This window comes from Rhodococcus sp. IEGM 1341, assembly GCF_030056895.1.
In the GTDB taxonomy this organism is placed as follows: domain Bacteria; phylum Actinomycetota; class Actinomycetes; order Mycobacteriales; family Mycobacteriaceae; genus Rhodococcoides.
Genome location: NZ_JASHKV010000009.1, coordinates 95,648 through 120,382 on the forward strand (window position 1 = coordinate 95,648; position 24,735 = coordinate 120,382).

Annotated in this window: 25 protein-coding genes, 4 tRNA genes and 1 riboswitch; of the genes, 12 read left to right on the forward strand and 17 right to left on the reverse strand. The window is 64.2% G+C overall.

Annotation, left to right across the window (positions count from 1 at the left end):
- The first annotated feature begins 15 nt into the window (after positions 1-15).
- The 3 genes from pstC to pstB are packed head-to-tail and all read left to right on the forward strand — an operon-like array spanning position 16 to position 2,779.
- Positions 16-1,053, forward strand: a complete 1,038-nt coding sequence (gene pstC, locus QM615_RS18410) for a phosphate ABC transporter permease subunit PstC (protein ID WP_149405013.1) — start codon at positions 16-18, stop codon at positions 1,051-1,053.
- A gap of 3 nt (positions 1,054-1,056) precedes the next feature.
- Positions 1,057-1,965: a phosphate ABC transporter permease PstA gene (gene pstA, locus QM615_RS18415; protein ID WP_149405014.1), complete on the forward strand. Its 909-nt coding sequence runs from the start codon at positions 1,057-1,059 to the stop codon at positions 1,963-1,965.
- Positions 1,966-2,002: 37 nt separating this feature from the next.
- Positions 2,003-2,779, forward strand: coding sequence for a phosphate ABC transporter ATP-binding protein PstB (gene pstB / locus QM615_RS18420; RefSeq protein ID WP_032395896.1), 777 nt, complete (start codon positions 2,003-2,005; stop codon positions 2,777-2,779).
- A gap of 154 nt (positions 2,780-2,933) precedes the next feature.
- On the opposite strand, the gene phoU is transcribed toward pstB, so the two are convergent.
- The 6 genes from phoU to QM615_RS18450 form a co-directional block, all read right to left on the reverse strand.
- Positions 2,934-3,608: a phosphate signaling complex protein PhoU gene (gene phoU / locus QM615_RS18425; protein ID WP_094639310.1), complete on the reverse strand. Its 675-nt coding sequence runs from the start codon at positions 3,606-3,608 to the stop codon at positions 2,934-2,936.
- Between the two features lie 66 nt (positions 3,609-3,674).
- Positions 3,675-5,615: an LCP family protein gene (locus tag QM615_RS18430; RefSeq protein WP_269594798.1), complete on the reverse strand. Its 1,941-nt coding sequence runs from the start codon at positions 5,613-5,615 to the stop codon at positions 3,675-3,677.
- Between the two features lie 118 nt (positions 5,616-5,733).
- Positions 5,734-6,873, reverse strand: a complete 1,140-nt coding sequence (gene dusB / locus QM615_RS18435; RefSeq protein WP_269594799.1) for a tRNA dihydrouridine synthase DusB — start codon at positions 6,871-6,873, stop codon at positions 5,734-5,736.
- 136 nt (positions 6,874-7,009) lie between these two features.
- Positions 7,010-7,966: an acyl-ACP desaturase gene (locus QM615_RS18440; protein ID WP_283347723.1), complete on the reverse strand. Its 957-nt coding sequence runs from the start codon at positions 7,964-7,966 to the stop codon at positions 7,010-7,012.
- Positions 7,967-8,485: 519 nt separating this feature from the next.
- Complete coding sequence (locus QM615_RS18445) at positions 8,486-8,827, reverse strand: helix-turn-helix domain-containing protein (protein WP_269594800.1); 342 nt, start codon at positions 8,825-8,827, stop codon at positions 8,486-8,488.
- Positions 8,828-8,844: 17 nt separating this feature from the next.
- Positions 8,845-9,180, reverse strand: a complete 336-nt coding sequence (locus QM615_RS18450) for a type II toxin-antitoxin system RelE/ParE family toxin (protein ID WP_283347724.1) — start codon at positions 9,178-9,180, stop codon at positions 8,845-8,847.
- 107 nt (positions 9,181-9,287) lie between these two features.
- Between QM615_RS18450 and QM615_RS18455 the strand changes: the two genes are divergently transcribed.
- Positions 9,288-9,473: a helix-turn-helix transcriptional regulator gene (locus tag QM615_RS18455; RefSeq protein WP_269594802.1), complete on the forward strand. Its 186-nt coding sequence runs from the start codon at positions 9,288-9,290 to the stop codon at positions 9,471-9,473.
- A gap of 185 nt (positions 9,474-9,658) precedes the next feature.
- On the opposite strand, the gene QM615_RS18460 is transcribed toward QM615_RS18455, so the two are convergent.
- Positions 9,659-9,734, reverse strand: a tRNA-Lys gene (locus tag QM615_RS18460).
- Positions 9,735-9,803: 69 nt separating this feature from the next.
- The gene (locus QM615_RS18465) at positions 9,804-11,057 is read right to left on the reverse strand and encodes a lipase family protein (RefSeq protein ID WP_283347725.1); all 1,254 of its coding nucleotides are present in this window, start codon (positions 11,055-11,057) and stop codon (positions 9,804-9,806) included.
- Between the two features lie 619 nt (positions 11,058-11,676).
- On the opposite strand from QM615_RS18465, the gene QM615_RS18470 reads away from it, so the two are divergent.
- From QM615_RS18470 to QM615_RS18495, 6 genes are all read left to right on the forward strand, one after another.
- Positions 11,677-12,345 carry a TetR family transcriptional regulator gene (locus tag QM615_RS18470; protein ID WP_068047934.1) on the forward strand — a complete coding sequence of 223 codons (669 nt, stop codon included), beginning with the start codon at positions 11,677-11,679 and terminating at the stop codon, positions 12,343-12,345.
- A gap of 79 nt (positions 12,346-12,424) precedes the next feature.
- Positions 12,425-12,497 (forward strand) — tRNA-Glu (locus tag QM615_RS18475).
- Between the two features lie 124 nt (positions 12,498-12,621).
- Positions 12,622-12,695, forward strand: a tRNA-Asp gene (locus QM615_RS18480).
- Between the two features lie 56 nt (positions 12,696-12,751).
- Positions 12,752-12,828: transfer RNA gene (locus tag QM615_RS18485), tRNA-Phe, on the forward strand.
- Positions 12,829-12,927: 99 nt separating this feature from the next.
- Positions 12,928-13,503: a DUF6584 family protein gene (locus QM615_RS18490; protein WP_094671531.1), complete on the forward strand. Its 576-nt coding sequence runs from the start codon at positions 12,928-12,930 to the stop codon at positions 13,501-13,503.
- 83 nt (positions 13,504-13,586) lie between these two features.
- Positions 13,587-13,889 (forward strand): hypothetical protein, encoded by a 303-nt coding sequence (locus QM615_RS18495; protein ID WP_149405017.1) that lies wholly within the window; start codon positions 13,587-13,589, stop codon positions 13,887-13,889.
- Between the two features lie 13 nt (positions 13,890-13,902).
- Here QM615_RS18495 and QM615_RS18500 read toward each other — a convergent pair whose 3' ends face one another.
- Both QM615_RS18500 and QM615_RS18505 read right to left on the reverse strand, forming a co-directional pair.
- The gene (locus QM615_RS18500) at positions 13,903-14,202 is read right to left on the reverse strand and encodes an ANTAR domain-containing protein (protein WP_143536687.1); all 300 of its coding nucleotides are present in this window, start codon (positions 14,200-14,202) and stop codon (positions 13,903-13,905) included.
- A gap of 90 nt (positions 14,203-14,292) precedes the next feature.
- Positions 14,293-14,877 (reverse strand): helix-turn-helix domain-containing protein, encoded by a 585-nt coding sequence (locus QM615_RS18505; RefSeq protein ID WP_149405019.1) that lies wholly within the window; start codon positions 14,875-14,877, stop codon positions 14,293-14,295.
- Between the two features lie 133 nt (positions 14,878-15,010).
- Between QM615_RS18505 and QM615_RS18510 the strand changes: the two genes are divergently transcribed.
- On the forward strand, positions 15,011-16,102 hold the full coding sequence (locus QM615_RS18510; RefSeq protein ID WP_269594804.1) for a hypothetical protein: 1,092 nt from the start codon (positions 15,011-15,013) through the stop codon (positions 16,100-16,102).
- Here QM615_RS18510 and QM615_RS18515 read toward each other — a convergent pair.
- The 6 genes from QM615_RS18515 to metE all read right to left on the reverse strand — a co-directional run bounded on the left by QM615_RS18515 (position 16,029) and on the right by metE (position 22,424).
- Positions 16,029-16,946 (reverse strand): pseudouridine synthase, encoded by a 918-nt coding sequence (locus tag QM615_RS18515; protein ID WP_269594805.1) that lies wholly within the window; start codon positions 16,944-16,946, stop codon positions 16,029-16,031. The genes QM615_RS18510 and QM615_RS18515 overlap by 74 nt on opposite strands.
- Positions 16,947-17,035: 89 nt before the next feature.
- On the reverse strand, positions 17,036-18,031 hold the full coding sequence (locus QM615_RS18520) for an NADP-dependent oxidoreductase (RefSeq protein ID WP_269594806.1): 996 nt from the start codon (positions 18,029-18,031) through the stop codon (positions 17,036-17,038).
- Positions 18,032-18,040: 9 nt separating this feature from the next.
- The gene (locus QM615_RS18525; RefSeq protein ID WP_027495882.1) at positions 18,041-18,466 is read right to left on the reverse strand and encodes an organic hydroperoxide resistance protein; all 426 of its coding nucleotides are present in this window, start codon (positions 18,464-18,466) and stop codon (positions 18,041-18,043) included.
- Positions 18,463-18,921, reverse strand: coding sequence for a MarR family winged helix-turn-helix transcriptional regulator (locus tag QM615_RS18530; protein ID WP_283347726.1), 459 nt, complete (start codon positions 18,919-18,921; stop codon positions 18,463-18,465). Before QM615_RS18530 ends, QM615_RS18525 begins: the two co-directional genes overlap by 4 nt.
- 97 nt (positions 18,922-19,018) lie before the next feature.
- Complete coding sequence (locus QM615_RS18535) at positions 19,019-20,062, reverse strand: ABC transporter substrate-binding protein (protein ID WP_283347727.1); 1,044 nt, start codon at positions 20,060-20,062, stop codon at positions 19,019-19,021.
- A 106-nt stretch (positions 20,063-20,168) separates the two neighbouring features.
- Positions 20,169-22,424, reverse strand: coding sequence for a 5-methyltetrahydropteroyltriglutamate--homocysteine S-methyltransferase (metE, locus tag QM615_RS18540; RefSeq protein WP_269594809.1), 2,256 nt, complete (start codon positions 22,422-22,424; stop codon positions 20,169-20,171).
- 130 nt (positions 22,425-22,554) lie between these two features.
- A riboswitch (cobalamin riboswitch) is annotated at positions 22,555-22,768 on the reverse strand.
- 239 nt (positions 22,769-23,007) lie between these two features.
- On the opposite strand from metE, the gene QM615_RS18545 reads away from it, so the two are divergent.
- On the forward strand, positions 23,008-24,090 hold the full coding sequence (locus QM615_RS18545; protein ID WP_149405023.1) for a 3-deoxy-7-phosphoheptulonate synthase: 1,083 nt from the start codon (positions 23,008-23,010) through the stop codon (positions 24,088-24,090).
- Here the strand turns inward: QM615_RS18545 and QM615_RS18550 are convergent.
- On the reverse strand, positions 24,087-24,707 hold the full coding sequence (locus QM615_RS18550; protein WP_269594810.1) for an alpha-ketoglutarate-dependent dioxygenase AlkB: 621 nt from the start codon (positions 24,705-24,707) through the stop codon (positions 24,087-24,089). The two genes, QM615_RS18545 and QM615_RS18550, sit on opposite strands and share 4 nt — an antisense overlap.
- Positions 24,708-24,735: the final 28 nt, after the last annotated feature.

Sequence of the window (24,735 nt, forward strand, 5' to 3'; positions counted from 1 at the left end):
GAGACAGTGAGCGGTATGAGCGACACCCACTCGATGACCGGCGTCCCCTCCGCGGCTTCTGTGCCCTCCGCGGGTGCCGCGCACAAACCGGAAGAACCACAATTGTCAGACAAGAAAAAATCGGGGACCGTCACACGTCCCGGTGACAGGATCTTCTCCGGCCTCGCCACGGGCTCGGGCATCTTCATCATCGCGCTGATCGCCGCCGTGGGTATCTTCCTGGTCTGGCGTGCGATCCCCTCACTGTCGAACAACACGGTCAACTTTCTGACCTACAACGGTGCCTGGGACACGTCGAACACCTCGGCCATGGTGTTCGGTGTTCTCGATCTGTTCCTGGTCACCGTCACGGTGTCCCTGTTCGCGCTGGTCCTCGCGATGCCTGTCGCCCTCGGCATCGCCATCTATCTGACGAACTACGCGCCCAAGCGAGTGGCGGGACCGCTCGGTTACGTCATCGACCTGCTGGCCGCAGTCCCGTCGATCGTCTTCGGACTGTGGGGCCTGTACGTCCTCGCGCCGGTGATCAGCCCGTTCGCCGAGTGGCTCAACACCAACCTGGGTTGGTTCCCACTCTTCGGTACCGGGTCGGTCTCCATTGCTGGCGGCGGCACCATCTTCACCGGCGGCATCGTGCTCGCCGTCATGATCCTGCCGATCATCGCTGCCGTGACCCGCGAGGTGTTCATGCAGACGCCGAAGGGTCAGATCGAAGCCGCTCTCGCACTCGGGGCCACCCGCTGGGAGGTCGTGCGAACCACGGTCATTCCGTTCGGAAAATCCGGTTACGTCAGCGGCTCCATGCTCGGCCTCGGTCGCGCACTCGGTGAGACCATCGCGCTCTACATCATCATTCGCAGCACCCAGTCGACGTTCGGCGGAACCTTGTTCGACGGCGGTTCCACATTCGCGACCAAGATCGCGCTGGCCGCGGGCGAGTTCAACAACCCGCTCCAAGCCGGTGCCTACATCGCCGCAGGTCTGGTGCTCTTCATCCTGACGTTCGTCGTCAACGCCGGTGCTCGCGCCGCCATCGCCGGAAAGAAGGACTGACCCATGACCGCAACCATGGACAAGCCCGTCAAGGAACCCACGTTCCAGGGCGTCAGCGCTCGCCGGAAGGCGTCCAACCTCTCGGCGACGATCCTCGTCAGCCTCTCGGTGCTGGTGGCACTCGTCCCACTGATCTGGGTGCTCTACACGGTGATCTCTCGTGGACTGTCCGCGGTGGTCTCACCCACGTGGTGGCAGAACTCGCAGGCCGGCGTCACCCAGTTCATCGCAGGTGGCGGTGCGTACCACGCCATCGTCGGAACGCTCCTGCAAGGACTGTTCTGCGCCGCCATCTCCATCCCGATCGGCATCTTCGTCGCCATCTACCTCGTCGAATACGGCGTGGGCACGCGACTGGCCCGAGTCACCACCTTCATGGTCGACATCCTCACCGGTGTGCCGTCCATCGTCGCGGCCCTGTTCATCTACGCGCTGTGGATCGCCACCTTCGGGTTCCAGCGCTCCGGCCTGGCCGTGGCCTTCGCCCTCGTGCTGCTGATGATCCCTGTGATCGTGCGCTCGGCCGAGGAAATGCTGCGCATCGTCCCTCAGGATCTGCGCGAGGCGTCCTACGCGCTCGGCGTGCCGAAGTGGAAGACCATCGCCAAGATCGTCATCCCCACGGCGCTGTCCGGCATCGTCACCGGCATCATGCTCGCCCTGGCCCGCGTGATGGGTGAGACGGCACCCGTGCTGATCCTGGTGGGATCTGCCACCGCCATCAACTTCAACATTTTCGAGGGGCCGCAGACGTCTCTGCCGCTCATGATGGTCGACCTGCAGAAAGCAGGAACCGGCGTGCTCACCGCTGAGCGCATGTGGGGAGCAGCCCTGACGCTGATCCTGATCGTCGCAATACTCAACATCGGCGCGAAGTTGGTCTCGAAGTTCTTCTCGCCCAAGAACTTCTGACCCACCCGACTCCAGCGAATCCTAAGGAACGAAGAACATGGCAAAGCGTCTCGATCTCAAGGACGTCAACATCTACTACGGCAAGTTCCATGCCGTCTCCGACGTCACTCTGGCCGTACCGCCGCGCAGCGTCACCGCGTTCATCGGACCGTCCGGCTGCGGTAAGTCGACCGTCCTGCGTTCGCTCAACCGCATGCACGAGGTGACCCCCGGCGCCCGCGTCGAAGGCTCGGTGCTGCTCGACGGCGAGGACATCTACGGCAGTGGCGTCGACCCGGTGGGTGTGCGCCGCACCATCGGCATGGTCTTCCAGCGCCCCAACCCCTTCCCGACGATGTCGATCCGCGACAACGTCGTCGCCGGCCTGAAGTTGCAGGGCGGCCGCGGCAAGAAGGAACTCGACGAGATCGCCGAGCGCTCGCTCAAGGGTGCCAACCTCTGGAACGAGGTCAAGGACCGCCTCGACAAGCCCGGTGGCGGCCTCTCCGGCGGACAGCAGCAGCGTCTGTGCATCGCTCGTGCTATCGCAGTCTCGCCCGACGTTCTGCTGATGGACGAGCCGTGCTCGGCTCTCGACCCCATCTCCACTCTCGCCATCGAGGACCTGATCCAGGAACTCAAGCAGGACTTCACGATCGTGATCGTCACGCACAACATGCAGCAGGCCGCACGGGTCAGCGATCAGACCGGCTTCTTCAACCTCGAGGCGACCGGCAAGCCCGGCAAGCTCATCGAGATCGACGACACCGAGAAGATCTTCTCCAATCCGACGCAGAAGGCCACCGAGGACTACATCTCCGGCCGCTTCGGATAACCACACACGAACGCGAGAACCCCCGTCGAGCGAAAGCTCGGCGGGGTTCTTTCGTTCGTGTCTGCGCTCGGTGATTCGATGCGGCTGGTGACTCCTCAACGAAAGCCGAGTAGCGCTGCAGCGCAGCGCCACTCGGTATCGGCGAGGGTGGGTACTACGAAGTGGGGATGTTGTTGTGGCTCAGGTCGACGGGTAGCTCACCGGTCACCAGGAAGATCACTCGACGGCCGACCTCGACAGCGTGATCGGCGAAGCGCTCGTAGAAGCGGCCGAGCAGAGTCACGTCCACCGCAGCAGCGACGCCGTGGCTCCACTCGCGGTCCATCAGCACCGTGAAGAGGTGACGGTGCAGATCGTCCATCGCCTCGTCCTCCTCCTGCAGCTTCGCAGCGCGCTCGGGATCGCGGGTCTCGAGGACCTCACGGGCCGAAGCCCCGATCTGAACGGCGAGGCGACCCATCTCGGCGAAGTACCCGTTGACGACCTCGGGGAGAGCATGGTTCGGGTGCCTGCGACGAGTGATCTTGGCGACGTGCAGTGCGAGTGCGCCCATGCGATCGATGTCGGCGACGATCTGGATGCCGGCCACCACCGAGCGGAGGTCGCCTGCGACCGGAGCCTGCAGGGCGAGAAGGGTGAAGGCCTTCTCCTCGCACACCGCACTGAGCTCGGTGATCCTGTCGTGTTCGGAAATGACCTGCTCGGCGAGTACCAGGTCTGCTTGAAGGAGGGACTGCGTGGCTTTTTCCATGGCCGCACCAGCCAGGCTCGCCATCTCTCCGAGGAGATCGGCAAGCTCGTTCATCTGTTCGTTGTAGGCGACGCGCATGAGCGAAGTTTAGTGGGTCACACCGACCAGTTCCCTGTCCCGAGGGTTAACGGAGCATGAATGAACTCAGGCGCACGTGTCGTCGGCGGCGTTGGTGTACGAGAGATCCTCCGGAAGGGGCGCACTCTGGGTGGTGCCCTCGACCTGAGTGGGATCGATTTGGGTGCCGAATGCCGTCGGAAACTGGGTGTATCCGGGATAGTTCGAGCCGAGCACCACCTCGACGACGTTGTTCAGGCTCGGTGCAAGCTCGATGGCCGCGCCGGGTATCGCCGACGCGACGGTCGCCGCAGCAGCCTCCTGATCCTGGGAGTAGCGCACCACGGTCTGGGCCGCGGTGCCCGAGAAGTTGCCGACCGTCAGGATCTGGAAGCCGTAGACCGCGAGTTCGTCGGATGCCGTCTGAGCCATCCCGGCGATGTCGGATGCGTTGGACACCTGCAGGGAGACAGTTGCTGGATCGACGGCCAACAGCGGCGCGTCGGGTACGGCGGCAGGTGCGGGCTCTTCGGGTGTCACCGGCTCCGCGCGTTCCTCACCGGGCAACGGAGCGTCGTCGATGATGGCCTGGAAGATCGCACCGATCGCGTCGTCGTTGGGGATCTCGTTGCCGTAGTCGTTGGTGCCGGTGGTGGGAATGGTCAGGAAGGTCACCGCACCGGCGTCCACGTTCTGCAGCGAGCGCCCCAGCGTCACCAGGTCCTGAGTCTTGACGTTCTCCACGAAGGTGTCCGAGGTGAACGCGTTGACGAATCCGTTGAGCTTGCCGGGATCGAGCAGCACGTTGTTCGAGAGCGCGGACCTCAGAAGCGACGACAGGAAACGCTGCTGTCGCTTGATGCGGCCGTAGTCGCCGTTGCCCTCGGACTCGACGTTGCGCGCTCGAACGTAGTTCAGTGCGGTGCGGCCGTCGATGCGCTGTGTTCCGACGTTGGGGAGGACGTCACCCAATTCGTAATCGATCAGCGGCTGCGCGGTGCAGACCTCGACACCACCGACCTCGTCGACCATGGACTCGAATCCGGCGAAGTCCATCCCGACGAAGTGTCCGATACGCAGGCCCGAGATCTTCTGGATGGTCTTGACCAGACATTTGGGGCCGCCGAGAGCATACGTGGCGTTGAGCTTGTCGCCGTATGCCTCGGGGAACATCTCTCCGGTGTAGGTATTGGTGTCGTTGTCGAACGCCTCGCATTCCGGCCGCGTCACATCGAGATCACGGGGAAACGAGACGGCGACGACGCGGCTGCGGTCGGCCGGGATGTTGACGAGCATGACCGTGTCCGAACGGGCTCCCTCGGCGTCGGCGACGGTGCCGGCACCCACCTCGCCGCTGGCCCCGGTGCGGGTGTCGGTGCCCACGATCAGATACGTCTCGTCGCCGTATTGGCCTTCGGCGTCGACGACGTCGGTCGAATCGGGATCGAGGGCGGCGACCTGGAGAAATCCCTGATCGGTGTTGCGGAGGTATCCCCACACCACTCCGGTCAAGGCCACCGCCAGAATCGCGACGAGGGAGACCAGGCTTCGGCCGATCATCCGGACTCGACGGCGTCGGCGCACCCGGCTCATGGCCAACCGTGTCAGGGCCGGGCGATCCGTTGCGGGCGCACCCACCGGTTCCGGTGCCGCGTGCGGCGGCGGAGTCGGCGGCACTGCTCGGGCAGGTGGGGGAGTGGAATCGGTGATGGGGGCGATGACCTCGGTCGGCTCTTCGACCTCGGGACGGTCGTCCGGCGCCCGCCGAGTCGATCCCGAGCGCGACATCTTGTCCACCAACTCGGCGACCGAGACGGTGTCGGCGTTACGCGGCGATCGTTTGCCGAGTCTGCCGCTGTCCTCGGGCTGAGGCGGTTGCTCCTCGTCCGGTGTTGCGGGGCCTTCGGAGTGAGGTGGGCGCTGCCCCGACCGTCCGATTGCGCCGGTTTGTCTGATTGAGGACAGCGGGCGCTCCCATGGGGCGCGACCCTCGGGCACCGACGGGCCCGACTCTCGATCGTCTCCCACGAATTCGAACCTGGCCTTCCATCACACGCACGCGCCGCCTGCTCGGCAATCCCAGCCATAGTACTGACTCGAGCGGCAGGGTCCACTCGAGCGAGGTGGGCGGCTGGTCAGGTGCGAATCAGCCGCCGGAATGCATCAGGTCGGCACCGGCGGGGACGCAGACGTCCTCGGGATCGTCGAGCCAACCGTCGGGCAGCGACACCGCGCCCGGTGAGCCCTGTCGACCACGGGGGCCTTCGGCGTCCTTGGGAAACGGAACGGTCGGATCGAGTTGCGCCAGAAGGTCGTCCAGCTCGGTCAGGGTCGAGACCAATGCCATCGAGACCCGGAGGTCGGATCCGGCCGGGAATCCGCGCAGGTACCAGGAGACGTGCTTGCGTAGTTCTCGCAGGCCCTTCTTCTCGCCGTGATGCTGGGCAAGCAACTCGGCATGCCGAGCGATGATGGTGGCCACCTCGCCGAGGGTGGGTGGAGTGGGTTCGGGCCGACCGTTGAGGCGGGCGCTGAGTTCGGCGAACAGCCAGGGCCGACCGAGGCAACCCCGCCCGACGACGACGCCGTCGCACCCGGTCTCCGCCATCATGCGGACCGCGTCGGACGCGGAGAAGATGTCGCCGTTGCCCAGGACCGGGATGCCGGAGACATGTTCCTTGAGTCGAGCGATCTCGTTCCAGTCGGCGGTTCCGGAGTAACGCTGCGAGGCGGTTCGGGCGTGCAGAGCCACCGCCGCTGCGCCCTCGCCTGCGGCGATCCGTCCTGCATCGAGATGAGTGTGGTGGTTCTCGTCGATGCCGACGCGGAACTTGACGGTGACGGGAATGTGGGTGCCCTCGGTTGCCTTGACGGCAGCAGCGACTATGCGGCCGAACAGGTTTCGCTTGTAGGGCAGTGCGGCACCACCGCCTTTTCGGGTGACCTTCGGAACCGGGCAGCCGAAGTTCATGTCTATGTGGTCGGCCAGATCGTCGTCGACGATCATCTTCGCGGCGGCGTACGTGGTGTCCGGATCGACGGTGTAGAGCTGCAGCGACCGTGGAGTTTCGGTGGGGCCGAACGTCGTCATGTGCATCGTGGCCGGCTGCCGTTCGACGAGCGCTCGCGCTGTGACCATCTCGCAGACGTACAGACCCGAGGTGCTACCGGCCCGCTTCAACTCCTGCTCCCGGCACAGGGTGCGGAACGCCACGTTGGTGACGCCGGCCATCGGTGCGAGGACAACGGGGCTGCGCAACTCCAGCGAGCCGATCTGCAGTGTCATGAGGGAAGCCTTTGGAACGGAGGGAACGTGATCATGGTGACATCGGTGGGCCGGGGACAGCGGTCGGAAGACAGAAGCCGGAAAACAGTGGTGCCCGGCACCGAAGTCGGTACCGGGCACACCAGCCGATCTGAGCTTACGACGCGCGTGCTTCGGCCTTCGCGCGTTCGCGGGCGAGGGAGCGATCGCGCATTTCCTCGAACTTGGTGGCCTGCCGCTCGAGGTCTTCGAGGAACGCGGCGAGTTCTTCGCGCTTGTTCTCCCCGCGTGCGGTGAAGTCGTTGCGCTCGAAGACGCTCCACTTGCGCAGGACCGGCCAGACGACGTCCTCGAGGTGCTGACGCAGGTCGTAGATGCCGTGCTTGGCCATCAGCACACCGTTGCGGCGGAAGTTCGGCATCCCGGCACCGGGCATGACGAAGTTCGTCACGATGTCGGAGATCGCGTCGAGGGTCTGGTCGGGAGCGATGTCCATCGCTGCGCCGGTGATGTTTCGGTAGAAGATCATGTGCAGGTTCTCGTCGGCGGCGATGCGCTGGAGCATCCGGTCGGCGATCGGATCGTCGCAGACCTTGCCGGTGTTGCGGTGTGAGACGCGGGTGGCGAGTTCCTGGAAGGTCACGTAGGCGACCGAGTGCAGCAGACCCGTCTGTGATCCTGCCGGTGAGGCGAACCCGTTGGTCATGTGGATCATGCGGGCTTCTTCGAGGGCGACGGGATCGACGCCGCGGGTGACGACGAGGTAGTCGCGCATGACGATGCCGTGGCGGTTCTCCTCGGCGGTCCAGCGGCCGACCCAGGTTCCCCAGGCACCGTCCTGGGAGAAGTTCTCGGCGATCTCACGGTGGTAGGACGGCAGGTTGTCCTCGGTGAGCAGGTTGGTGATCATCGCGGCCTGTGCGACGTCGGAGAGTTTGGACTGCTCCGGGTCGTAGTCCTGGCCGCCGAGTGCGGCGAAGTTGCGACCTTCGTCCCACGGGACGTAGTCGTGAGGGTGCCACTCCCGCGCCATCGAGATGTGACGGTTCACATTGTCCTCGGCAGTGGGCACCAGCTCTTGCAGAAGCTCGAGCTGTGTCAGATCCCTCGCCATTAGATCGCCTCCATAGATTGCGTACGACCGGTCCAGCTTACGGCACCGTAGGTTCGGTGTGAACCGTGTCGAGCCTGTTCACTTGCTGTTCCGGCGGTCGTGATGTTCGGTGTCGATCGACGCGATGTGCCCCCGGAGCGTCGATCCTCCGACCGGCTTCCGCGAGTTCACGACCGCTGCAGTTCCCCCTGCACGTCGCTCGGCCTCGGCCGATCGTTACGTCCGAGTGTACGTTCCGGACAGGTGTGATCACTGTTACCAGGACGGTGTGTGGTGTCCCCAGTAGGACTCGAACCTACGACCTGCGGATTAAAAGTCAGAACGAGTCCGTGACACCTGATGACGGTGAAACCCAGTGAGTGACAGTCAGTCCTGTTCGACGGACCTCCGTGCCATCGGTTGGTGACGGCTGGTTGCGTGGTCACACGGTTCCTCTGTGACCACTTCGAAGCCACCGAACGATGGCACGAAAATGCCCCCCTCCACTGGTGGGAGGGGGGCATGCAATTGAAGGGTGCGTCAGACGAGTTGGCAGTCCGTTTTCGACACACCCTCTGTCGAGGTGGCGTCTGTCGAGGCCTGTACAGCGTCGATATTCACCGAGACCGTCAGGCCGACCGTTCCCGCCATGTTGATCAGGTTGTCGACCGAGAATCGATCGATTTTGCCTGTCTTCAGATCTGATATCCGGGGCTGGGTTACTCCCAGGTTTCTTGCTGCGACCGTCTGCGACCAGCCGAACTCGTCGATGCGCTCTTTGATCTTGATCATCAGAGCGGAGCGCACCTTGAGGTTCTCGGCTTCGGCCGGCGTATCGGACAACGCGTCCCACACACTTGCGAACCTCTGTGATTCCGACATCGTTTGTACTCTCCTCATCACTGTCCCGAACCCAAGGTCTCCAGCGCGATCTTGTATCGCGCCTGACCGATCTTGATGTCCTTCTGGGATGTCTGGTTCGTCTTCTTCTGAAACGCATGAAGAACAACGATTGTGTCGCCAACCTTGGTGACATAGAACACTCGGAACCAACCATCGTTGGCGTCGATGACCAACTCTTGGCAACCTTGACCTACTGTGCCCATGGGCTTGGCCCCGACGGGTCTACCGCCTCGTTGCAGTAGATCGATTTGATAGCCCGCTTGCTGGCGTGCTTCGTCCGGGAAGTCCCTCAGGTCATCGAGGGCCTTGCCGATGAAGTCGACCTCTTTCACGTATCCCGTCGCTTGCTCACCCTGTCACTATACAAACTTTTATATGGTCTGGGTACCGAGTTGCGTTACAGCTTGCTCACGAACATCGGGGCTGATCTGCTCTCAAAATGAGCGCGAATCCGCGTCTGATGAACGTTCACGAACTTGCCGCTGAGCTGGGTGTTGCGGTGGGGACTATTCACAATAACCGGCATACGCACCCGCTGTATTCCAAGGCGATCAAGCTCGGCCCCGCAAACTTGCCGCTGAAGTGGCGACGGACCGACGTCGACGCCTACCTCGACAGCCTCTGAAAACGATGAATCCCTACCGCAGGAGTGCCCGGTAGGGGATTCGTCGCGGAAGCGGCCGCTGGGTTGGTGCCTCGCGCGGGCCGTGACCAGGGGTTACGTCAGGGTCTTCATGACCATTCGGTGACCACTTCGGGTGATTCTGAGGCTCCCGATACTGCGTCTGACCAGGAATTACCTGGTCAAGATGGTGCCCCCAGTAGGACTCGAACCTACGACCTGCGGATTAAAAGTCCGTAGCTCTACCAACTGAGCTATAGGGGCGCGGCTCGAAAGTGTAATGGGCCGCGCGGTGCCGACGGGCAGTACCCCCGGCAGTGGTGTCGACCGGGGTCAGCGTCCGAAGCTGCTGCATCCGCTCGGCACCGGAATGCCGGCCAGTCGGTCGTCGATCCAGGCGTACGCGCCCGGGATGCCGCTGAACGCGACGATCAGGTGCTCGCCGAGATACTCCTCGAGTCTGACGTTCGCACCCTGCGCGCACCATTCGTCGTAGAGGGTCTCGGCTCCCTGTCGTGGAATCCAGAACTCCTGTTGTCCCTGGTAGATCATCGTGGGGATGGTGGGGGCGAGGTCGCCGCCGAGGCGGGTCGCGGCGATGACGCTTTCGGCGATCTCGGTGCGGTCGACGTCGGGGATGTCCGAGAGCGCCTGCGCGGGGATCGGGGCCACCAGTCCACCGGGGGCGAGCAGGCTGACGCACATGTCCTTGGCGACGGTGGCCAGTCGCAGTCCGTTGGCGTTCATCAGCGAGAACAGTTCGGGGTACTCGCGGGCCACTCCGAGCGCTGCGGACAGGAAGAGCGTCGATGCCGCAGTTCCGTTCATCGACGTCAGCAGAATCCGGTAATCGGTCGGCGGACCACCGAACGCCGCGCCGACCAGGTTGACGTCGGGAGCGTACGAGGGGGCCACTTGCGCCGCCCAACCTGTGGCGATCGCCCCACCCGAATACCCCGTGACAGCGATCGGAGACGACGCGGGCAAGCCGAGCTCGGGTAGCCGGACCATCGCTCGGAGGGCATCGAGTACCGCGTGCGCGGCCATGCGTCCGGCGGCGTACGCCTGCCGTGGCCCCTCGTGATCGGTGACGACGACGGCGTAGTTCTTGGCCAGGAAGGCCTGCACTGCCGGGATCTCCCGGGCCAACCCGCGCGGGAGCAGCCAGGACGGTGCGCACGTGTTGCCGAGTGAGTTGATGGCCATGTTGTACGCCACGACGGGCCGGCTTCCGGACCCTGTCCACGGTGCGGTCGGCACGATCACGGTGGTGGCCGCAGCAACGGGCCGGTCCTTGGAGTCGTTGGTACGAAACAGGATCTGAGTCGACGTGACCGGCGTGAACAGCGGCCCGACGGTCACCTGTCGGGTTGCCAGCACCGACCCGGGAGGTCGTTGTTCGTAGCCTGCGGGCGGATCGAACCAGGGCTCGCCGAGTGGTGTGGGTAGGTAGAGAGCTGGATCGGCGACGGGTGCCACGAAGTTGCCCAGAGGGTCGGCGGTCGCCGTTCCGGTCGTCGAGAGCGTGAGCACGGCCACCGCGATCACCGTCGTGATGGAACGAAATGCGCAGATCGATACCTTCATGGCATTCACTCGTCTCGAATCGGCCGATCTCCCCCTGTGGTGTATTTCACAGTAAGTCAGCGCAGGCGCCAGCTCGGTCGAAGACCGTGAACGTGTCGGAAACGTTACCGAGCGGTCTTTCTCATATCGATTACCGTGCAATCGATTTGACCGAATGTGCTCGGCACCTACGACGTATTCGTTTGTTGGGCAGTAGATTTGAAATGCTAACGAGCAAGGCGAAGCAGTTGGCGCTCGAGATCCGTTACCGTGAAATGTAATTCGGTTTTTAACCGAAAGTTGTCCGTGCTCCCGGAGCGGCGTGGGCGACGCGTCGACCGTTCGGTTCGTGGGGAACGGACGGTGTCTCGGGCACCGCCGAAAGCGACTGGGTCGGCGTGTGGTTCGGCGCGGGGAGGGGCGCAGAAGTGCGGCTCGAGTGCGCACCCCCTGCAGCGCACTCGAGCCGCGCAGATCATTCCATTCGGCTTGTTTCGGTTGCCTAACCGATTTTTCTGTCGGGTGTATGTGTCGAAGCGAACCGTAGGTGAGTCGACTCGCATGTCGTTCGGGTGAAGTACTCTCTATCTGTACTACCTGCGGATACGCAGGGCGCTTGGGGCTCGGAGGCACGGAATACATGGCACAACAAGAGCGCGCACGGCGGACCCGGGCGGCCATCGTGGAGGCGGCGGCGGCGGAATTCGCCAAACGCGGATACGCAGCTGCATCCGTCAACACCATTTTGGAGGGCTCCAATGCCACCAAGGGCGCGATGTATTTCCATTTCCAGTCCAAGGAAGATCTGGCCCGGGCTGTGCTCGCTGCCGGACTGGATCGGTACGTCGCCATCACGGAGAAGTGGGCCGACACCACTGCGCATCCGTTCTACGTCATCCGCGGGATCGTGGACGACATCGCACAGAACTTCCAGAACGACGTGATCGTGCGCGCGGAGTTCCGGCTGATAGTCGAGCCGGAGTTCTACGCGGAGGTCCATTCGGGCGGCGGTCGAGTCTGGGGCGCTCAGGGGCTCGCGCAGGCCGAGCGTGCTCTGGCGATGGGTGACCTGAAGCCGGAGTTCGACGCGACCAAGTTCGTGCGAGTGCTCGCAGCGTCGATGGCGGGTCAGCGCTACATGTCGGATCTGGTGGCCGACAACGCAGATCTGCGCGAGCGGTTCGAAGAATCCGTCGAGGTCGTGCTGCTAGCGATGGCGTCGGAGCGTTGGCTCGCCGAGTTCAAACTGCACGGGTGGGATCACTACAGTGAAAACTGCGCAAAAACCGCCTCTGACCTGCCGGTTTGAGATTTACAGCGAAAGTGTCCTAAGCTATCCCAGCTCCCAACGGAACGCCGTTGAGGGTAACGTCGAAGCAGTTCGGCGGGCCCCCTTCGTCTAGCGGCCTAGGACGCCGCCCTTTCAAGGCGGTAGCGCGGGTTCGAATCCCGTAGGGGGTACGTAGGAAGAGATCGGTTTGACAACCCGGTCGGCAGTACAGCATTCTTCGTCTCGCTCTCCGCGAGGTGCGGATTTGCAGTTCGGAGAGTTTCTACGCTAGAAATAGCGCGGCAACAACAGCAAGGCCCTGTGGCGCAGTTGGTTAGCGCGCCGCCCTGTCACGGCGGAGGTCGCGGGTTCGAGTCCCGTCAGGGTCGCAACATCGATACGAGAGTATCGGCATTGCGATGGCATTCTAGTACCGGTGCCGCCCGGCCAGGTAGCTCAGTTGGTACGAGCGTCCGCCTGAAAAGCGGAAGGTCGCCGGTTCGATCCCGGCCCTGGCCACCACGGTGTGGATCGACGAGCACATGTATCGACAAGCACGATGAATGCCCCTTCCGGTACTCCGGCAGGGGCTTTTTCGCGTCCACGAGTTATTGTCGACGCGTGGACGTGATCGATCGAGCGCAGGAGGATCTGGCGCGCGGAGACAGCATCGCTGCCAGGGATCGACTGGTCGGCGCATTGGTCCGAAACCCGACATCGCCCGGCATTCTCGAATTGCTCGCGTACACGTATCTGGTACTCGGCGATCGTGCGGCGGCCGGAGCGGCATGGTTTCTCACCGACAAGTCCGACGACGATCCGACGGCGTCCGCTGCGTTCGCCGCACTGGAGAAGCAGTACAGATCGCCTCTGATGATGGCGCGGGCCCTGCCCATCCACGCGCCGTCCGATTGGTACCCCACCCGTGCTCGGATTCGGCTCGAACGGCTCGGGGCCGCGATCGAAGCCAACGGACAACAGTGGGTGCCGCCGCGAGACGTCGTCTATTTCGACGAGGACGGGCTGAACTCGGACGACTTCTACGACTCCGATCTCGATGCCGACGATGACGACTTCGCCGGTGCTCGTGCGGGGGCGAGCTACCGCACGGTGCGACAGCGAGCCATAGCGGCGACCATCGTGATCGCTATCGCCGCCACCTCGGCGTCCGTGGTCCTGGCACTCGTCTTCGGCTGACACCGGTTCACGAACGAAGCGTTCGACGCCGAGCGTAGAGTCGCGAAAGAATTTCCGGCCGACGATCGAGGGTGACGAGTTCCATGGGCACAGCGAACGGCGCGGCGTCACCGGCTCCGCGAGACGACAACTATGCCGTCAACCTCGAGCAGGCAAAGGTGTTCGCGAGAGGACTGGCCGAACACATCGAGACGTGTTCGGCCTCCATCGAACTGGCGCAGTCCAAGGCATTTCGAGCTCGCGCGGATCGCGCCGAATCCAAGGCCCGAGCATTCGAGTCCGAGGCGTCGGCGCTCAGGACCGAGCTGTACGAAATGTACCGACACATCGATGCGATGACGGCGCGCTTTCCCGAGCTGCGCAGCGATCCATCCGTTCGCGGCTGACTCCCGGGTTCGATCAGACAGCTGCGGAATCGGTGACCATACCGAAGGTCGTCTCCGCGCCTCGACGGCCGAGTGCCGAGCCCCACACCTCGTACACCGCATCGGTTGCGGAGGATCGCTCGATGTCGCGGCCCTCCGCGACGGTGATGAGTGTGCGAGAGAGCTCGAACAGACTGACCCGGTGATTTCTCGCGGTCGTGAACAGCTCGTCGATGGCGTCGGCGACGGAGCCGCCGTGGATCCCGATGAGCACGCCGGTTGCGATGTCCACGTGAGTACGAGATGCAGGCGATTCGGGCAGTCTGTCGGTCATCTTTTTCCTCGAGATGGTGTGGTCGGTGCGGATGACCGAAGCGGTTCCTGGGGTCGAACGGGCTTCACTGTCTCACACGGACATGACATTTCATACCGTCGGTTTCGCCCGCACGTGCATCCGCTCGCCCTGGGGTCCGAACAAGCTCAGAAGCTCGACCGGCCGGTCTCCGACGGCACCGAACCAGTGCGGCACACGAGTGTCGAATTCGGCTGCCTCACCGGCCTTCATCGTCAGATCGTGCTCGCCGAGAATCAGACGCAGGGTGCCGTCGAGGACGTAGAACCACTCGTACCCCTCGTGGGTTCGGGGACGCGGCTCCGAGCTCTCCGGGCGGATCAGAAGCTTGTACGCCTGCAGGCCGCCGGGACGCAGCGTCAGAGGAAGGATCGTCACATGTTCGCGAACGGTGGCCGTGGTGCGCACCCGAGGGTCCGCCACGGGAGGTGCAGTCACCAGATCGTCGAGTTTCATCTGATGGGCCCGAGCGATGGGCCACAGCAACTCGAGGCTGGGCTTGCGGTCACCGGACTCGAGCCGTGACAGTGTGCTGATCGAAATTCCCGTGGTGTCCGACAGCGACGCCAGGGTGGTGTTCTTCTCCATCCTGATGCGCTTGAGGCGGGGGCCGAGGCCTGCGATGACCTCGTCCAGACCCTTGTTCGTGTCGTCCATGACTCCATTGCAGTTTCGGCAACCCAGTTTGTCAACCCGGGAAACAGAGGCGACCGAAAACCGCCCGTGGGCGCGGCGGGCGGCACATAATCGATCGATGACGGGTCGTTCGGGGACCACATACCGCAGTGGCATGATTCGCGATGCTTACGGCAGCCCCGCATCCGAGGCATTCATGGTCGTGGCCATCGCGACCATTCTGATCACCAGGGCATACCTGGAGTTGACCCACTATCCCCAGGTAGGCGGAAAGTCGCTGCACATCGCTCATGCCCTGTACGGCGGAGCGGCGATGATGCTCGCGCTGCTGATCGGGTGGATGTTCATCGGGTTCGGCGTTCGGGTGTTCACCGTGCTGCTCGGTGGGATCGGATTCGGGTTGTTCCTCGACGAAGTCGGCAAATTCGTCACCAAGGACAACGACTATTTCTACGGACCCTCGTCGGAGATCATGTACGTCCTGGTGGTCCTGCTGTTGGTGTTCAGCAGGATCGTCCGGGAGTTCCGCCGGCCCTCGGTCGACGAATCGCTGGCCAATGCGGCTGCGATCGCCGCCGACGGCGTCGCGCACGGACTGCCCAAGCATCGGCGCGACTGGGCGCTACGAATGCTCGCGCGCGCCGAGGCCGAGGGGGCCGACGCGGACACCGTGGCCGGGATCAGACTGTTGCTCGGTCGCTGTCGTTCGTCGACGTCGCGGACCCACTCGCTGTGGAACTTCGTTCCTCGGCTGATCCCCGCCTTCTTCACCAGCCCCCGGTGGATTCCCGTCGTCGGCTGGGGACTGGTTCTGCTCTCCGGGGCCGGAGTGGTGTTCGGAATCGTCGAACTCGTGATCGGCGACCTGGACATCGATCGGCGCGACCTGACGATCGACATCGACGGCATGGGAATTGCCAGCGGGATCCTGTTCGTCAGTGCCTGTCTCACCTTCGCCACGGCGCTGCCGGCGATGCTGCGGTTACGCCCGGAAGGCCCGCTCTGGCCTCTGCGCATCCTCCGCGTGTCCGCGTTGATATTCACTCTTCTCAACGCCCTCGTGGACTTCGCTCAGGAAGGATTTGCCGCGCTGTTCAACGTTGCGATCGGATTGTTCGCGCTTGCAGTCATTTCGCATCGCATCACGGTCCGTACCGCCGAGATCGCCGACGTCACGGCCGAATCTGCTGCATCGCAGGTGGTTCGAGACTCCGATCGCTCTCGAATCGTCGAACCAGGCCGCTGAGCGGATCGACGAACTCGATCGAACGGGCCAACAGGCGGAGGGGGTCGGAGTAATCGTCGTCGGCGACATCGCGGAACGCCGGGTAGAAATTGTCGCCGACGATCGGAATTCCCAACGAGCACATGTGAACTCGAAGTTGGTGGGTCTTTCCGGTTCGCGGATGCAATCGGTACAGGCCGTGGGTTCCGCGCGTGTCGACGAGTTCCACGAAAGTGTCCGCGTTGGGCTCGCCGGGTACCTCACGAGCCTGAAGGACGCCGCGTTCCTTGATGATTCGGCTGCGTACGGTCAGCGGAAAGTCCAGGTCCTGGGCGAGTGGGGCGATGGCGTCGTACTGCTTGGTGATCGCGCGTTGAGCGAACAACTCCTGGTACGGCCGCCGAGCCTGCTGCCTGACGGTGAACACCAGAACACCGGCGGTGAGTCGGTCCAGGCGATGCGCCGGACTCAGTTCGGGCAGGTCGAATCGGCGTCGGAGCAGGACGAGGGCAGATCGCGCGACGTAGGCGCCGCGTGGGGTGGTGGCCAGGAAGTGCGGCTTGTCGACGACGAGCAGGTTCTCGTCCTGATGGACAACGTCGAGGGAGAACGGCACCGTCGGCTCCACGGGTGGATCGCGGTAGAGATAGATGTCCGATCGCGGTCTCGCGACCGTCGTCGAGTCGATGGGTACGCCTGCCGCGTCGACGATCTCGCCGCCGGCGACCTTCTCGGTCAGCCTCGCTGCGTCCTGGGGGAACCGGGCGCGCAGATGCTCGAGCACGGTCACCCCGGTTGCACTGTCCGGCATTCGCACCCGGGTGGGGTCGAGACCGTCGCGCAACGGCAGGGGAGCGGCGGGCATGCATCGACTCTAACCGCTCGAGCATGGAAACACCCCGGTCGGAAATTCCGACCGGGGTGTGGACTGCGGTAGAACCTTTCGGGTCCGACTCAGATGGTGACGACCATCTTGCCGGTGTTCTCACCCTTCATCAGTCCGATGAACGCAGAGGGAGCGTTCTCCAGACCGTCGACGACTGTCTCGTCGAATTCGATTGCGCCACTGTCCAACCACTGGGTCATCTTCGTGCGGAATTCCTCCGTGAGGTGCGCGTAGGAGCCGACGATGAAACCCTTGAGCGTCAGTTCCTTGCCGATGGCCAGCGCGAGATTGCGCGGCGCGGGCGTCGGCTCGGTGGAGTTGTACTGAGCGATGGCTCCGCACATGGCAATTCGGCCGTACTTGTTCATCGAACCGATGGCAGCTTCGAGATGCTCGCCGCCGACGTTGTCGAAGTACACATCGATGCCGTCCGGTGCCGCCTTGCGGAGCTGCTCGGCGACCGGGCCGTCGTGGTAGTCGAATGCCGCGTCGAAACCGAGCTCGAGCAAGCGAGCCACCTTGGCGGGGGAGCCCGCACTGCCGATGACCCGAGATGCGCCGAGCGCCTTGGCGATCTGGCCGACGAGCGATCCGACGGCACCGGCTGCGCCGGACACGAACACGACGTCGCCTTCCTTGAACGACGCGACCTCGGTCAGGCCTGCGTACGCCGTCGTGCCGGTCATTCCGAGTGCGCTGAGGTATGCCGAGGCCTTCGCGGCGCCGAGGTCGACCTTGCTTGCGCCCTTCGCCGGGACGACGGCGAGATCGCGCCAGCCCTTGCCGTGCAGAACGGCGTCGCCGACAGCGAAGCCCTCGGCCTTGGACTCGACGACCTCGCCGACAGCGCCGCCGTCGAGCGGAGCGTCGAGCTGGAACGGCGGGACGTAGGACTTGACGTCGTTCATCCGGCCGCGCATGTACGGATCGACCGACATCACGATGTTGCGGACGAGGATCTGCCCGTCGGCGAGTTCGGGAAGGTCTACGGCCTCCGCGCGAAAGTTGTCCTCCGTCGGCCAGCCTTGTGGGCGGGACGCGAGGTGAATTTCGTGTGCTTTCATGGTGTCTCCCTACTCGTCTTCGGTGACCGTGACGGTGACGTCGATGTTGCCGCGGGTGGCGTTGGAGTACGGGCACACCTGGTGGGCCTTGTCGGCCAATGCCTGTGCGTTCTCGCGGCTCAGGTTCGGCAGCGTCACTTCGAGGGTGACGGCGAGCTGGAAGCCGCCTGCGTCGTTGGGGCCGATGTCGACACGAGCGCCGACGGCCGAATCGGTGACGTCGGCCTTGTCCTGACGTGCCACCATCTGCAGTGCGGAGTGGAAGCATGCGGCGTAGCCGGCGGCGAAGAGCTGCTCGGGGTTGGTGCCGTTGCCGCTGCCGCCCATGGCCTCGGGGATGGCGAGATCGAGATCGAGCCGTCCGTCGGACGTGCGGGCGTGGCCGTTTCGGCCTTCACCGGTGGCCAGTGCCTCGGCGGTGTAGATCGTCTTCATGATGCTCCTTCTGTCTTGCCGGAATCGGTGTGATGCAGAGCGCTCGTCAATGCGTCGAGCGACTCCTTGAGTTTGACGAGATCGTCGACGTTCATGCCGGTCTTCTCGGCGAGCTTGCGTGGAATGTCGAGTGCCTTCGTGCGCATGGCACTTCCGGTCTCGGTCAGGTGGATCTCGACGCGACGTTCGTCGGTGCTCAGGCGTCGGCGCTCGATGAATCCGAGACCTTCGAGCCGCTTGAGCATCGGCGACAGAGTGCCGGTGTCGAGATCGAGTTCGGCGCAGATGTCCTTGACGCCGCGCCCGTCCTTCTCCCACAGCACCAGCAGTACGAGGTACTGCGGGTACGTGACTCCGAGTTCGTCGAGCATCGGGCGGTACACCGCGGTGGTAGCCCGCGAAGCGGAATACAACGCGAAGCACACCTGACGGTCGAGTGCGAGTTCGTTGGTCACTCCAAGAACAGTAGTGCACGGTTGAGTTGTGCGCAACCTACCTGTCCGATGTGATCGGAACCTCGTAGCCTGCTACGAGGTTCCGCGCACGTCGGGGTCAGCTCTGCAGAGCGTTCTTCAGACCGTCGAGCACGATGGTTGCCGCCGTCGGACCTGCGTTGAGGTACCACGGGTCGTCGTCGACTCGGACGATGTGGTTCTCGGTTGCCGCGCTCATTCCGGTCCACAGCGGGTTGGTGGTGTACGACGCGGCGCTCGAATCGGCTTCGGCGTCCTGGCTGGAGACGAACACCCAGTCCGCGTTCGCCAGTTGGATTTCTTCCTCGCTGAAGTCCTGCGAGGTCTTGTCGAACTGCTGGCTTTCCGGTCGGGCCAGTCCGGCGTCCCAGGCGATGTAGCCCGCGAACGACGGGATGCCGAACACGCGTGCCCGGTCGGCGGTGAAGCGGACGAACGAGACCGTGGGCGCGCCACCGCTCGCGAACGAATCTCCCAGTGCCGCAGCATCGGAGGTGAAGGTGTCGACGAAGCTCTGTGCCTGCTCGGTACGGCCCAACGCGTCGGCGAGAAGCAGGAAGTCCTGTTTCCAGTTCACTCCGGTGCCCTCGGTGAGTACGGTCGGCGCGATGGTCGACAGCGTCGAGTAGATGTCCTCGGAGCCGGCCTCGTTCGCCAGGATGAGATCCGGTTCGATGGCGGCGATGGCCTCGATGTCGACCTCCTGCCGGTTGCCGACGTCGACGAACCGGTCCATCCGGTCCGCGTACTGCGGGAACGAGAAGCTGATGTAGTCCGGGACCAGAGCGGCACCGTCTCCGTAGGCGACTCCGGTGGGTACGACGCCCAGAGTGAGGGCCGCGTCGAGCTGACCGGTGGCGATGACGACGATCTTCTTCGGTTCGGCGGGGATCTCGGTGGAGCCGCCGAAGTGGCCGACCGTGCGGGGGAACACTCCGTCCGCGGCACCCGAACCCATGCCGTCGGGGATGCCGGTGGGGCCGGGAGCGTCCGAGGTGGCGTTGTCGGTTCCGGACGCAGCGCTGGTGGAGGGAGTGGCCGTCTGCTCGGCGGTGCCGCCGCAGGCAACGGTGGTCAGTGCGGTGACCGCGACGATCGTGGTGGCCAGGAGTAGACGTTTCACTTCGTTCTCTTTCACAGTCGGACGTAGGCAGGTAAGCCTAGCCTGTATCCGGCGACGCAGGTGAGCGGAACTTCGTAGCAGGGGTCGAGGTTCCGCTCACCCGGTGTCAGCGCAGCGCCACCGCCGCCTGCACCATGTTCGTCAGTGACCGTTCCACCTCGGCCGGCCCGCGGGTCTTGAGCCCGCAGTCGGGATTGACCCAGAGTCGTTCGGCTGGAACCGCTTTCAGTGCCGCCTGCAGTGACTCGGTGATCTCGTCGACACTCGGCACCCGCGGTGAGTGGATGTCGTACACGCCGGGGCCGACGCCGAGGTCGAAGCCGACGGAGTTCAGATCGTCGAGTACCTCCATGTGTGAGCGGGCCGCCTCGATCGACGTCACGTCCGCGTCCAGGGCGACGATCGCGTCGATGATCTCACCGAACTCCGAGTAGCACAGATGTGTGTGAATCTGTGTGTCGTCGGCGACACCGGAGGTCGAGATCTTGAACGACCGCACTGCCCATTCCAGGTACGCCGCTGTATCTTTCGCACGCAGCGGTAGCAGTTCGCGAAGGGCAGGTTCGTCCACCTGGACGATGCGTATGCCCGCTGCCTCCAGATCGATCGTCTCGTCCCGAATCGCCAGTGCGATCTGGGCTGCGGACTCTTCCAACGGTCGGTCGTCTCGGACGAACGACCACGCCAGAATCGTCACCGGGCCGGTCAGCATGCCTTTGACCGGCTTGTCGGTGAGGGACTGGGCATACTCCGACCACTGCACGGTCATGGGCTCGGGACGCGAGACGTCGCCGTACAGAATCGGCGGCCGAACGCATCGAGTTCCGTACGACTGGACCCAGCCGTTCGACGTCGCTGCGAAGCCGCTGAGTCGTTCGGCGAAATACTGCACCATGTCGTTTCGCTCGGGCTCGCCGTGCACCAGCACGTCGAGTCCGATCTTCTCCTGCAGTGCAACGACATCGGCGATCTCGGACCGCATCCGGGATGCGTATTCGGCATCGTCGATCGCGCCCGTTCGCAGCTCTGCCCGAGCACGTCGTATCTGCGTCGTCTGCGGATACGAGCCGATGGTGGTCGTCGGCAACGACGGCAGGTCCAGCCGCTCGGCCTGTGCTCGACGACGTTCCTCGGCCGGAGTGCGGTCGACGGAGACACCCGCCTCCATGCGTGCTCGGATTGCCGAGTCGTGCAGGCGCGGGTCGGTGCGACGGGTCTGGAGCGCATTGCGGGCCTGCTCGAGCTCGGACGACACCGATTCGGTCCCGTCTCGCAGCGCTCGGGCGAGGAGTGTCACCTCGGCGACTTTCTCGGCACCGAACGCCAACCAGGATCGGAGCGGATCGACGATGTCGGTCTCTGCGTCGAGGGTGTACGGAACATGCAGCAGCGAGCACGAACTCGACACCGCAAGCGTGCCGGCACTGCCCAACAGGCTCGCCAACGTTGCCAGTGCCTTGTCGAGATCCGTCCGCCAGATGTTGCGACCGTCGACGATGCCCGCGACTATGTGCTTGCCCGCCAGCGCAGGTACCACGGCAATCTGCTCGACGGTGCCCGGCACCGTCAGATCGATCGAGAATCCCTCGACTCCGGTCGATGCGAGCACGGGCAGCGCAGCGCCGAGGTCGCCGAAGTACGACGCCAGCACTATGGCCGGCCTGGTCGATACTGCGCTCAGAAAGTCGTAGGCCTTCTTCGCGGATTCGATCTCGCTCTGGGTGCGATCGGCCACGAGCGCAGGTTCGTCGATCTGGACCCACTCCGCTCCGGCATCGGCGAGTGTCGTCAGCAGCTCCGCATACAGCGGCAGGATCTCGTCGAGGCGGTCCAGCAGAGGGGCGCTGCCGCCGACTGCCTTGGACAGGAGCAGGAACGTGATCGGTCCGATGATCACCGGTCGGGCCGAAATGCCGAGTGCCACAGCCCCCTTCAGATCGTCCACCACCTTCTCCGAGTGCAGGGAGAAGGTGGTGTCGGGGGAGATCTCCGGGACGAGATAGTGGTAGTTGGTGTCGAACCACTTGGTCATCTCGAGCGGTGCGACGGTGTCGGTGCCGCGGGCTGCCGCGAAGTACCGGTCCAGGTCGGTGCCCAGTCCCATCACTCGCGGTGGCAGCGCTCCGAGAAGCACGGCTGTGTCGAGCATGTGGTCGTAGTACGAAAAGGTGTTCACCGGAACGGAATCGACCCCGGCGGCAGCGAGTTCTCGCCAGGTGTTCTCGCGCAATGTCCGCGCGACGGCTTCGAGTCCGACGGCGTCGAGCCCTCCGGCCCAGTAGTTTTCGACGGCTTTCTTCAGTTCTCGGTTCGGTCCGATACGGGCCGAGCCGAGCACGGTGGCAGTGAATTCGATACTCACGGTTGGTCTCCAGGTGACTGCTGCATCGACGGTGCACCGCCTTCTCGGACGCGCACATCCCGGAGAGCCCCACGAGCAGCCGAACCAGGGTTACGCGCCCATTCCACGAGGCGGTGAACCGCTGCGCACGGCGTGCGCAGCACAGACGGCAGGTATTCGGACTCGCGGGCGCGTGGACGAGAAGCCCACTCCTACTGGCCGTCGCTTCCCGAAGAGGCTTCTTCAGTGCTTGTGGTGACGGCGGTCGTTCCTGCATACCGCTGCGGGACAGTCCCGGATTCTCACCGGGTTCCCTCTCACGATGCGCGGGAACTGCCGCGCATCGCTTCGACGCCGTGGTGAACTTCGGGGCTCCTCATGGACACCTGGCGAACCGACTGCAGGGACGAGCATAGATGCATCGACGGCGAATCTGCTACGGTGCTTTTCATGCAGCGCACGTATTTCTGGTTTAGCAGGCCGGCCCCGGGTGGGTCAGCCAGCGACGCCATGCGCTGACCCTCCACCCCACGAGCCGGATACAGACCGGCTCGAAGTGCGTGTGGAGCATGAGGAGCCGGCCTGGGAACAGGAACGACCCGTCATGACTCTCTCTCTCGACACCCCACCTCTCGATGATCAGCGGACCATCAGCATCAGTCCGCTGGTTGCTCCGTCGGTGCTGCGCCGCGACCATGCAGTGGACGACGCCATCTCTGCCACCGTCAGAAGCGGCCGCGCCGGCGTGGTCGACGTGCTGGACGGCCGTGACGATCGACTGATCGTCGTCGTCGGCCCGTGCTCGGTGCACGACACCGATGCTGCCCTCGACTACGCACGACGCCTCGCGGCCAAGGCGGCCGAACTGGGCGATCGCCTGCACATCGTCATGCGGGTCTACTTCGAGAAGCCGAGGACGACGCTCGGGTGGAAGGGATTGATCAACGATCCGCACCTCGACGGCAGCTTCGACATCAATGCCGGCCTGCGCGTGGGACGTCAACTGCTGCTCGACATTTCCGCGCTCGGTCTGCCGGTCGGGTGCGAGTTCCTCGACCCGATCACCCCTCAGTACATCGCAGACCTGGTCAGCTACGGCGCAATCGGTGCGCGGACTGCGGCCAGTCAGGTGCATCGCCAGCTGTGCAGTGCGTTGTCGATGCCGGTGGGGATCAAGAACTCCACCGAGGGCGACATCCAGGTCGCGGTCGACGGCACCCGTGCTGCCGCCGCGAGCCACGTCTTCCCCGGCACCGACCTCGACGGCCAGGCGGCTCTGATCCGCACCGTCGGAAACCCGGACTGTCACGTCATTCTCCGCGGCGGCGACGACGGGCCGAATTACGATGCCGAATCGGTCGCCGATACCGTTGCACGCCTGCGCAAGTCGGGTCTACCGGAGCGAGTCGTCATCGACGCCAGCCACGGCAACAGCCGCAAGGACCACAACAAGCAGGTCGACGTGGTCACCGACGTGGCAGCGCGGGTCGCGGCAGGCGAACACGGCATCGTAGGTCTGATGCTCGAGAGCTTCCTGGTCGCGGGGCGTCAGGATCTCGAGCTGGGCCACCGTGACGATCTGGTGTACGGGCAGTCGATCACCGACGCCTGCCTCGACTGGGCCACCACGGCAACGCAACTGGACACACTTGCGGCCGCGGTGGAGAAGCGCCGGGCCTCGCGCTAGCGGACCCCGCGCGGTCGGAACTGCACGCTGATGCGTGGGCCGGTCGCGCGGGTGGACTTGGGTACGGCATGTTCCCAGGTTCGTTGACACGAGCCACCCATCACCACCAGGTCGCCGTGACCGAGCGTGAACTTCAACGACGTTCCACCGCCGCGCGGTCGGAGCATGAGTTGCCGTGAGGCACCGAGGGATACGATCGCAACCATGGTGTCCTCGGTGGCGCTGCGGCCGATGTTGTCACCGTGCCAGGCGACGCTGTCGGATCCGTCGCGGTAATAGCACAGTCCGGCGGTGGCGAACGATTCTCCGAGTTCGGCGCGGTAGTGCTCGTCGAGGGCATCGCGTGCGTCGTAGAGTGCGGCGTCGGGCCACCGCTCGCGCTCGGCGTAGAACCGAACCAGGCGCGGGACATCGACCACGCGGTCGTACATCTGCCTGCGCTCGGCCCGCCAATCGACGGAGTCCACCAGTGAATCGAACAGGTGTGTATCGGACAACCAACCCGGCCGAACGTCCACCCACGCCCCGCGTGTGAGTTCGCGACGGGTGACGGACTCGAGCGACCCGACGCCACCGTCGGCGTCACCGAACAACGAGCCCTGCATGGCGAGCGACATGACCGTCACTGTATCGAACGTGTGTTCC

Coding starts and splice junctions, on each gene's coding strand:
- QM615_RS18550 (WP_269594810.1), bottom strand. CDS start 24,707: ATGTCGCTCGCCATGCAGGGCTCGTTGTTCGGTGACGCCGACGGTGGC.
- QM615_RS18455 (WP_269594802.1), top strand. CDS start 9,288: ATGAGCGCGAATCCGCGTCTGATGAACGTTCACGAACTTGCCGCTGAG.
- QM615_RS18440 (WP_283347723.1), bottom strand. CDS start 7,966: ATGGCGAGGGATCTGACACAGCTCGAGCTTCTGCAAGAGCTGGTGCCC.
- QM615_RS18505 (WP_149405019.1), bottom strand. CDS start 14,877: ATGGACGACACGAACAAGGGTCTGGACGAGGTCATCGCAGGCCTCGGC.
- QM615_RS18470 (WP_068047934.1), top strand. CDS start 11,677: ATGGCACAACAAGAGCGCGCACGGCGGACCCGGGCGGCCATCGTGGAG.
- QM615_RS18445 (WP_269594800.1), bottom strand. CDS start 8,827: ATGTCGGAATCACAGAGGTTCGCAAGTGTGTGGGACGCGTTGTCCGAT.
- pstC (WP_149405013.1), top strand. CDS start 16: ATGAGCGACACCCACTCGATGACCGGCGTCCCCTCCGCGGCTTCTGTG.
- QM615_RS18525 (WP_027495882.1), bottom strand. CDS start 18,466: ATGAAGACGATCTACACCGCCGAGGCACTGGCCACCGGTGAAGGCCGA.
- phoU (WP_094639310.1), bottom strand. CDS start 3,608: ATGCGCGTCGCCTACAACGAACAGATGAACGAGCTTGCCGATCTCCTC.
- pstB (WP_032395896.1), top strand. CDS start 2,003: ATGGCAAAGCGTCTCGATCTCAAGGACGTCAACATCTACTACGGCAAG.
- QM615_RS18545 (WP_149405023.1), top strand. CDS start 23,008: ATGACTCTCTCTCTCGACACCCCACCTCTCGATGATCAGCGGACCATC.
- QM615_RS18520 (WP_269594806.1), bottom strand. CDS start 18,031: ATGAAAGCACACGAAATTCACCTCGCGTCCCGCCCACAAGGCTGGCCG.
- QM615_RS18465 (WP_283347725.1), bottom strand. CDS start 11,057: ATGAAGGTATCGATCTGCGCATTTCGTTCCATCACGACGGTGATCGCG.
- QM615_RS18515 (WP_269594805.1), bottom strand. CDS start 16,946: ATGCCCGCCGCTCCCCTGCCGTTGCGCGACGGTCTCGACCCCACCCGG.
- QM615_RS18500 (WP_143536687.1), bottom strand. CDS start 14,202: ATGACCGACAGACTGCCCGAATCGCCTGCATCTCGTACTCACGTGGAC.
- QM615_RS18510 (WP_269594804.1), top strand. CDS start 15,011: ATGATTCGCGATGCTTACGGCAGCCCCGCATCCGAGGCATTCATGGTC.
- QM615_RS18495 (WP_149405017.1), top strand. CDS start 13,587: ATGGGCACAGCGAACGGCGCGGCGTCACCGGCTCCGCGAGACGACAAC.
- pstA (WP_149405014.1), top strand. CDS start 1,057: ATGACCGCAACCATGGACAAGCCCGTCAAGGAACCCACGTTCCAGGGC.
- dusB (WP_269594799.1), bottom strand. CDS start 6,873: ATGACACTGCAGATCGGCTCGCTGGAGTTGCGCAGCCCCGTTGTCCTC.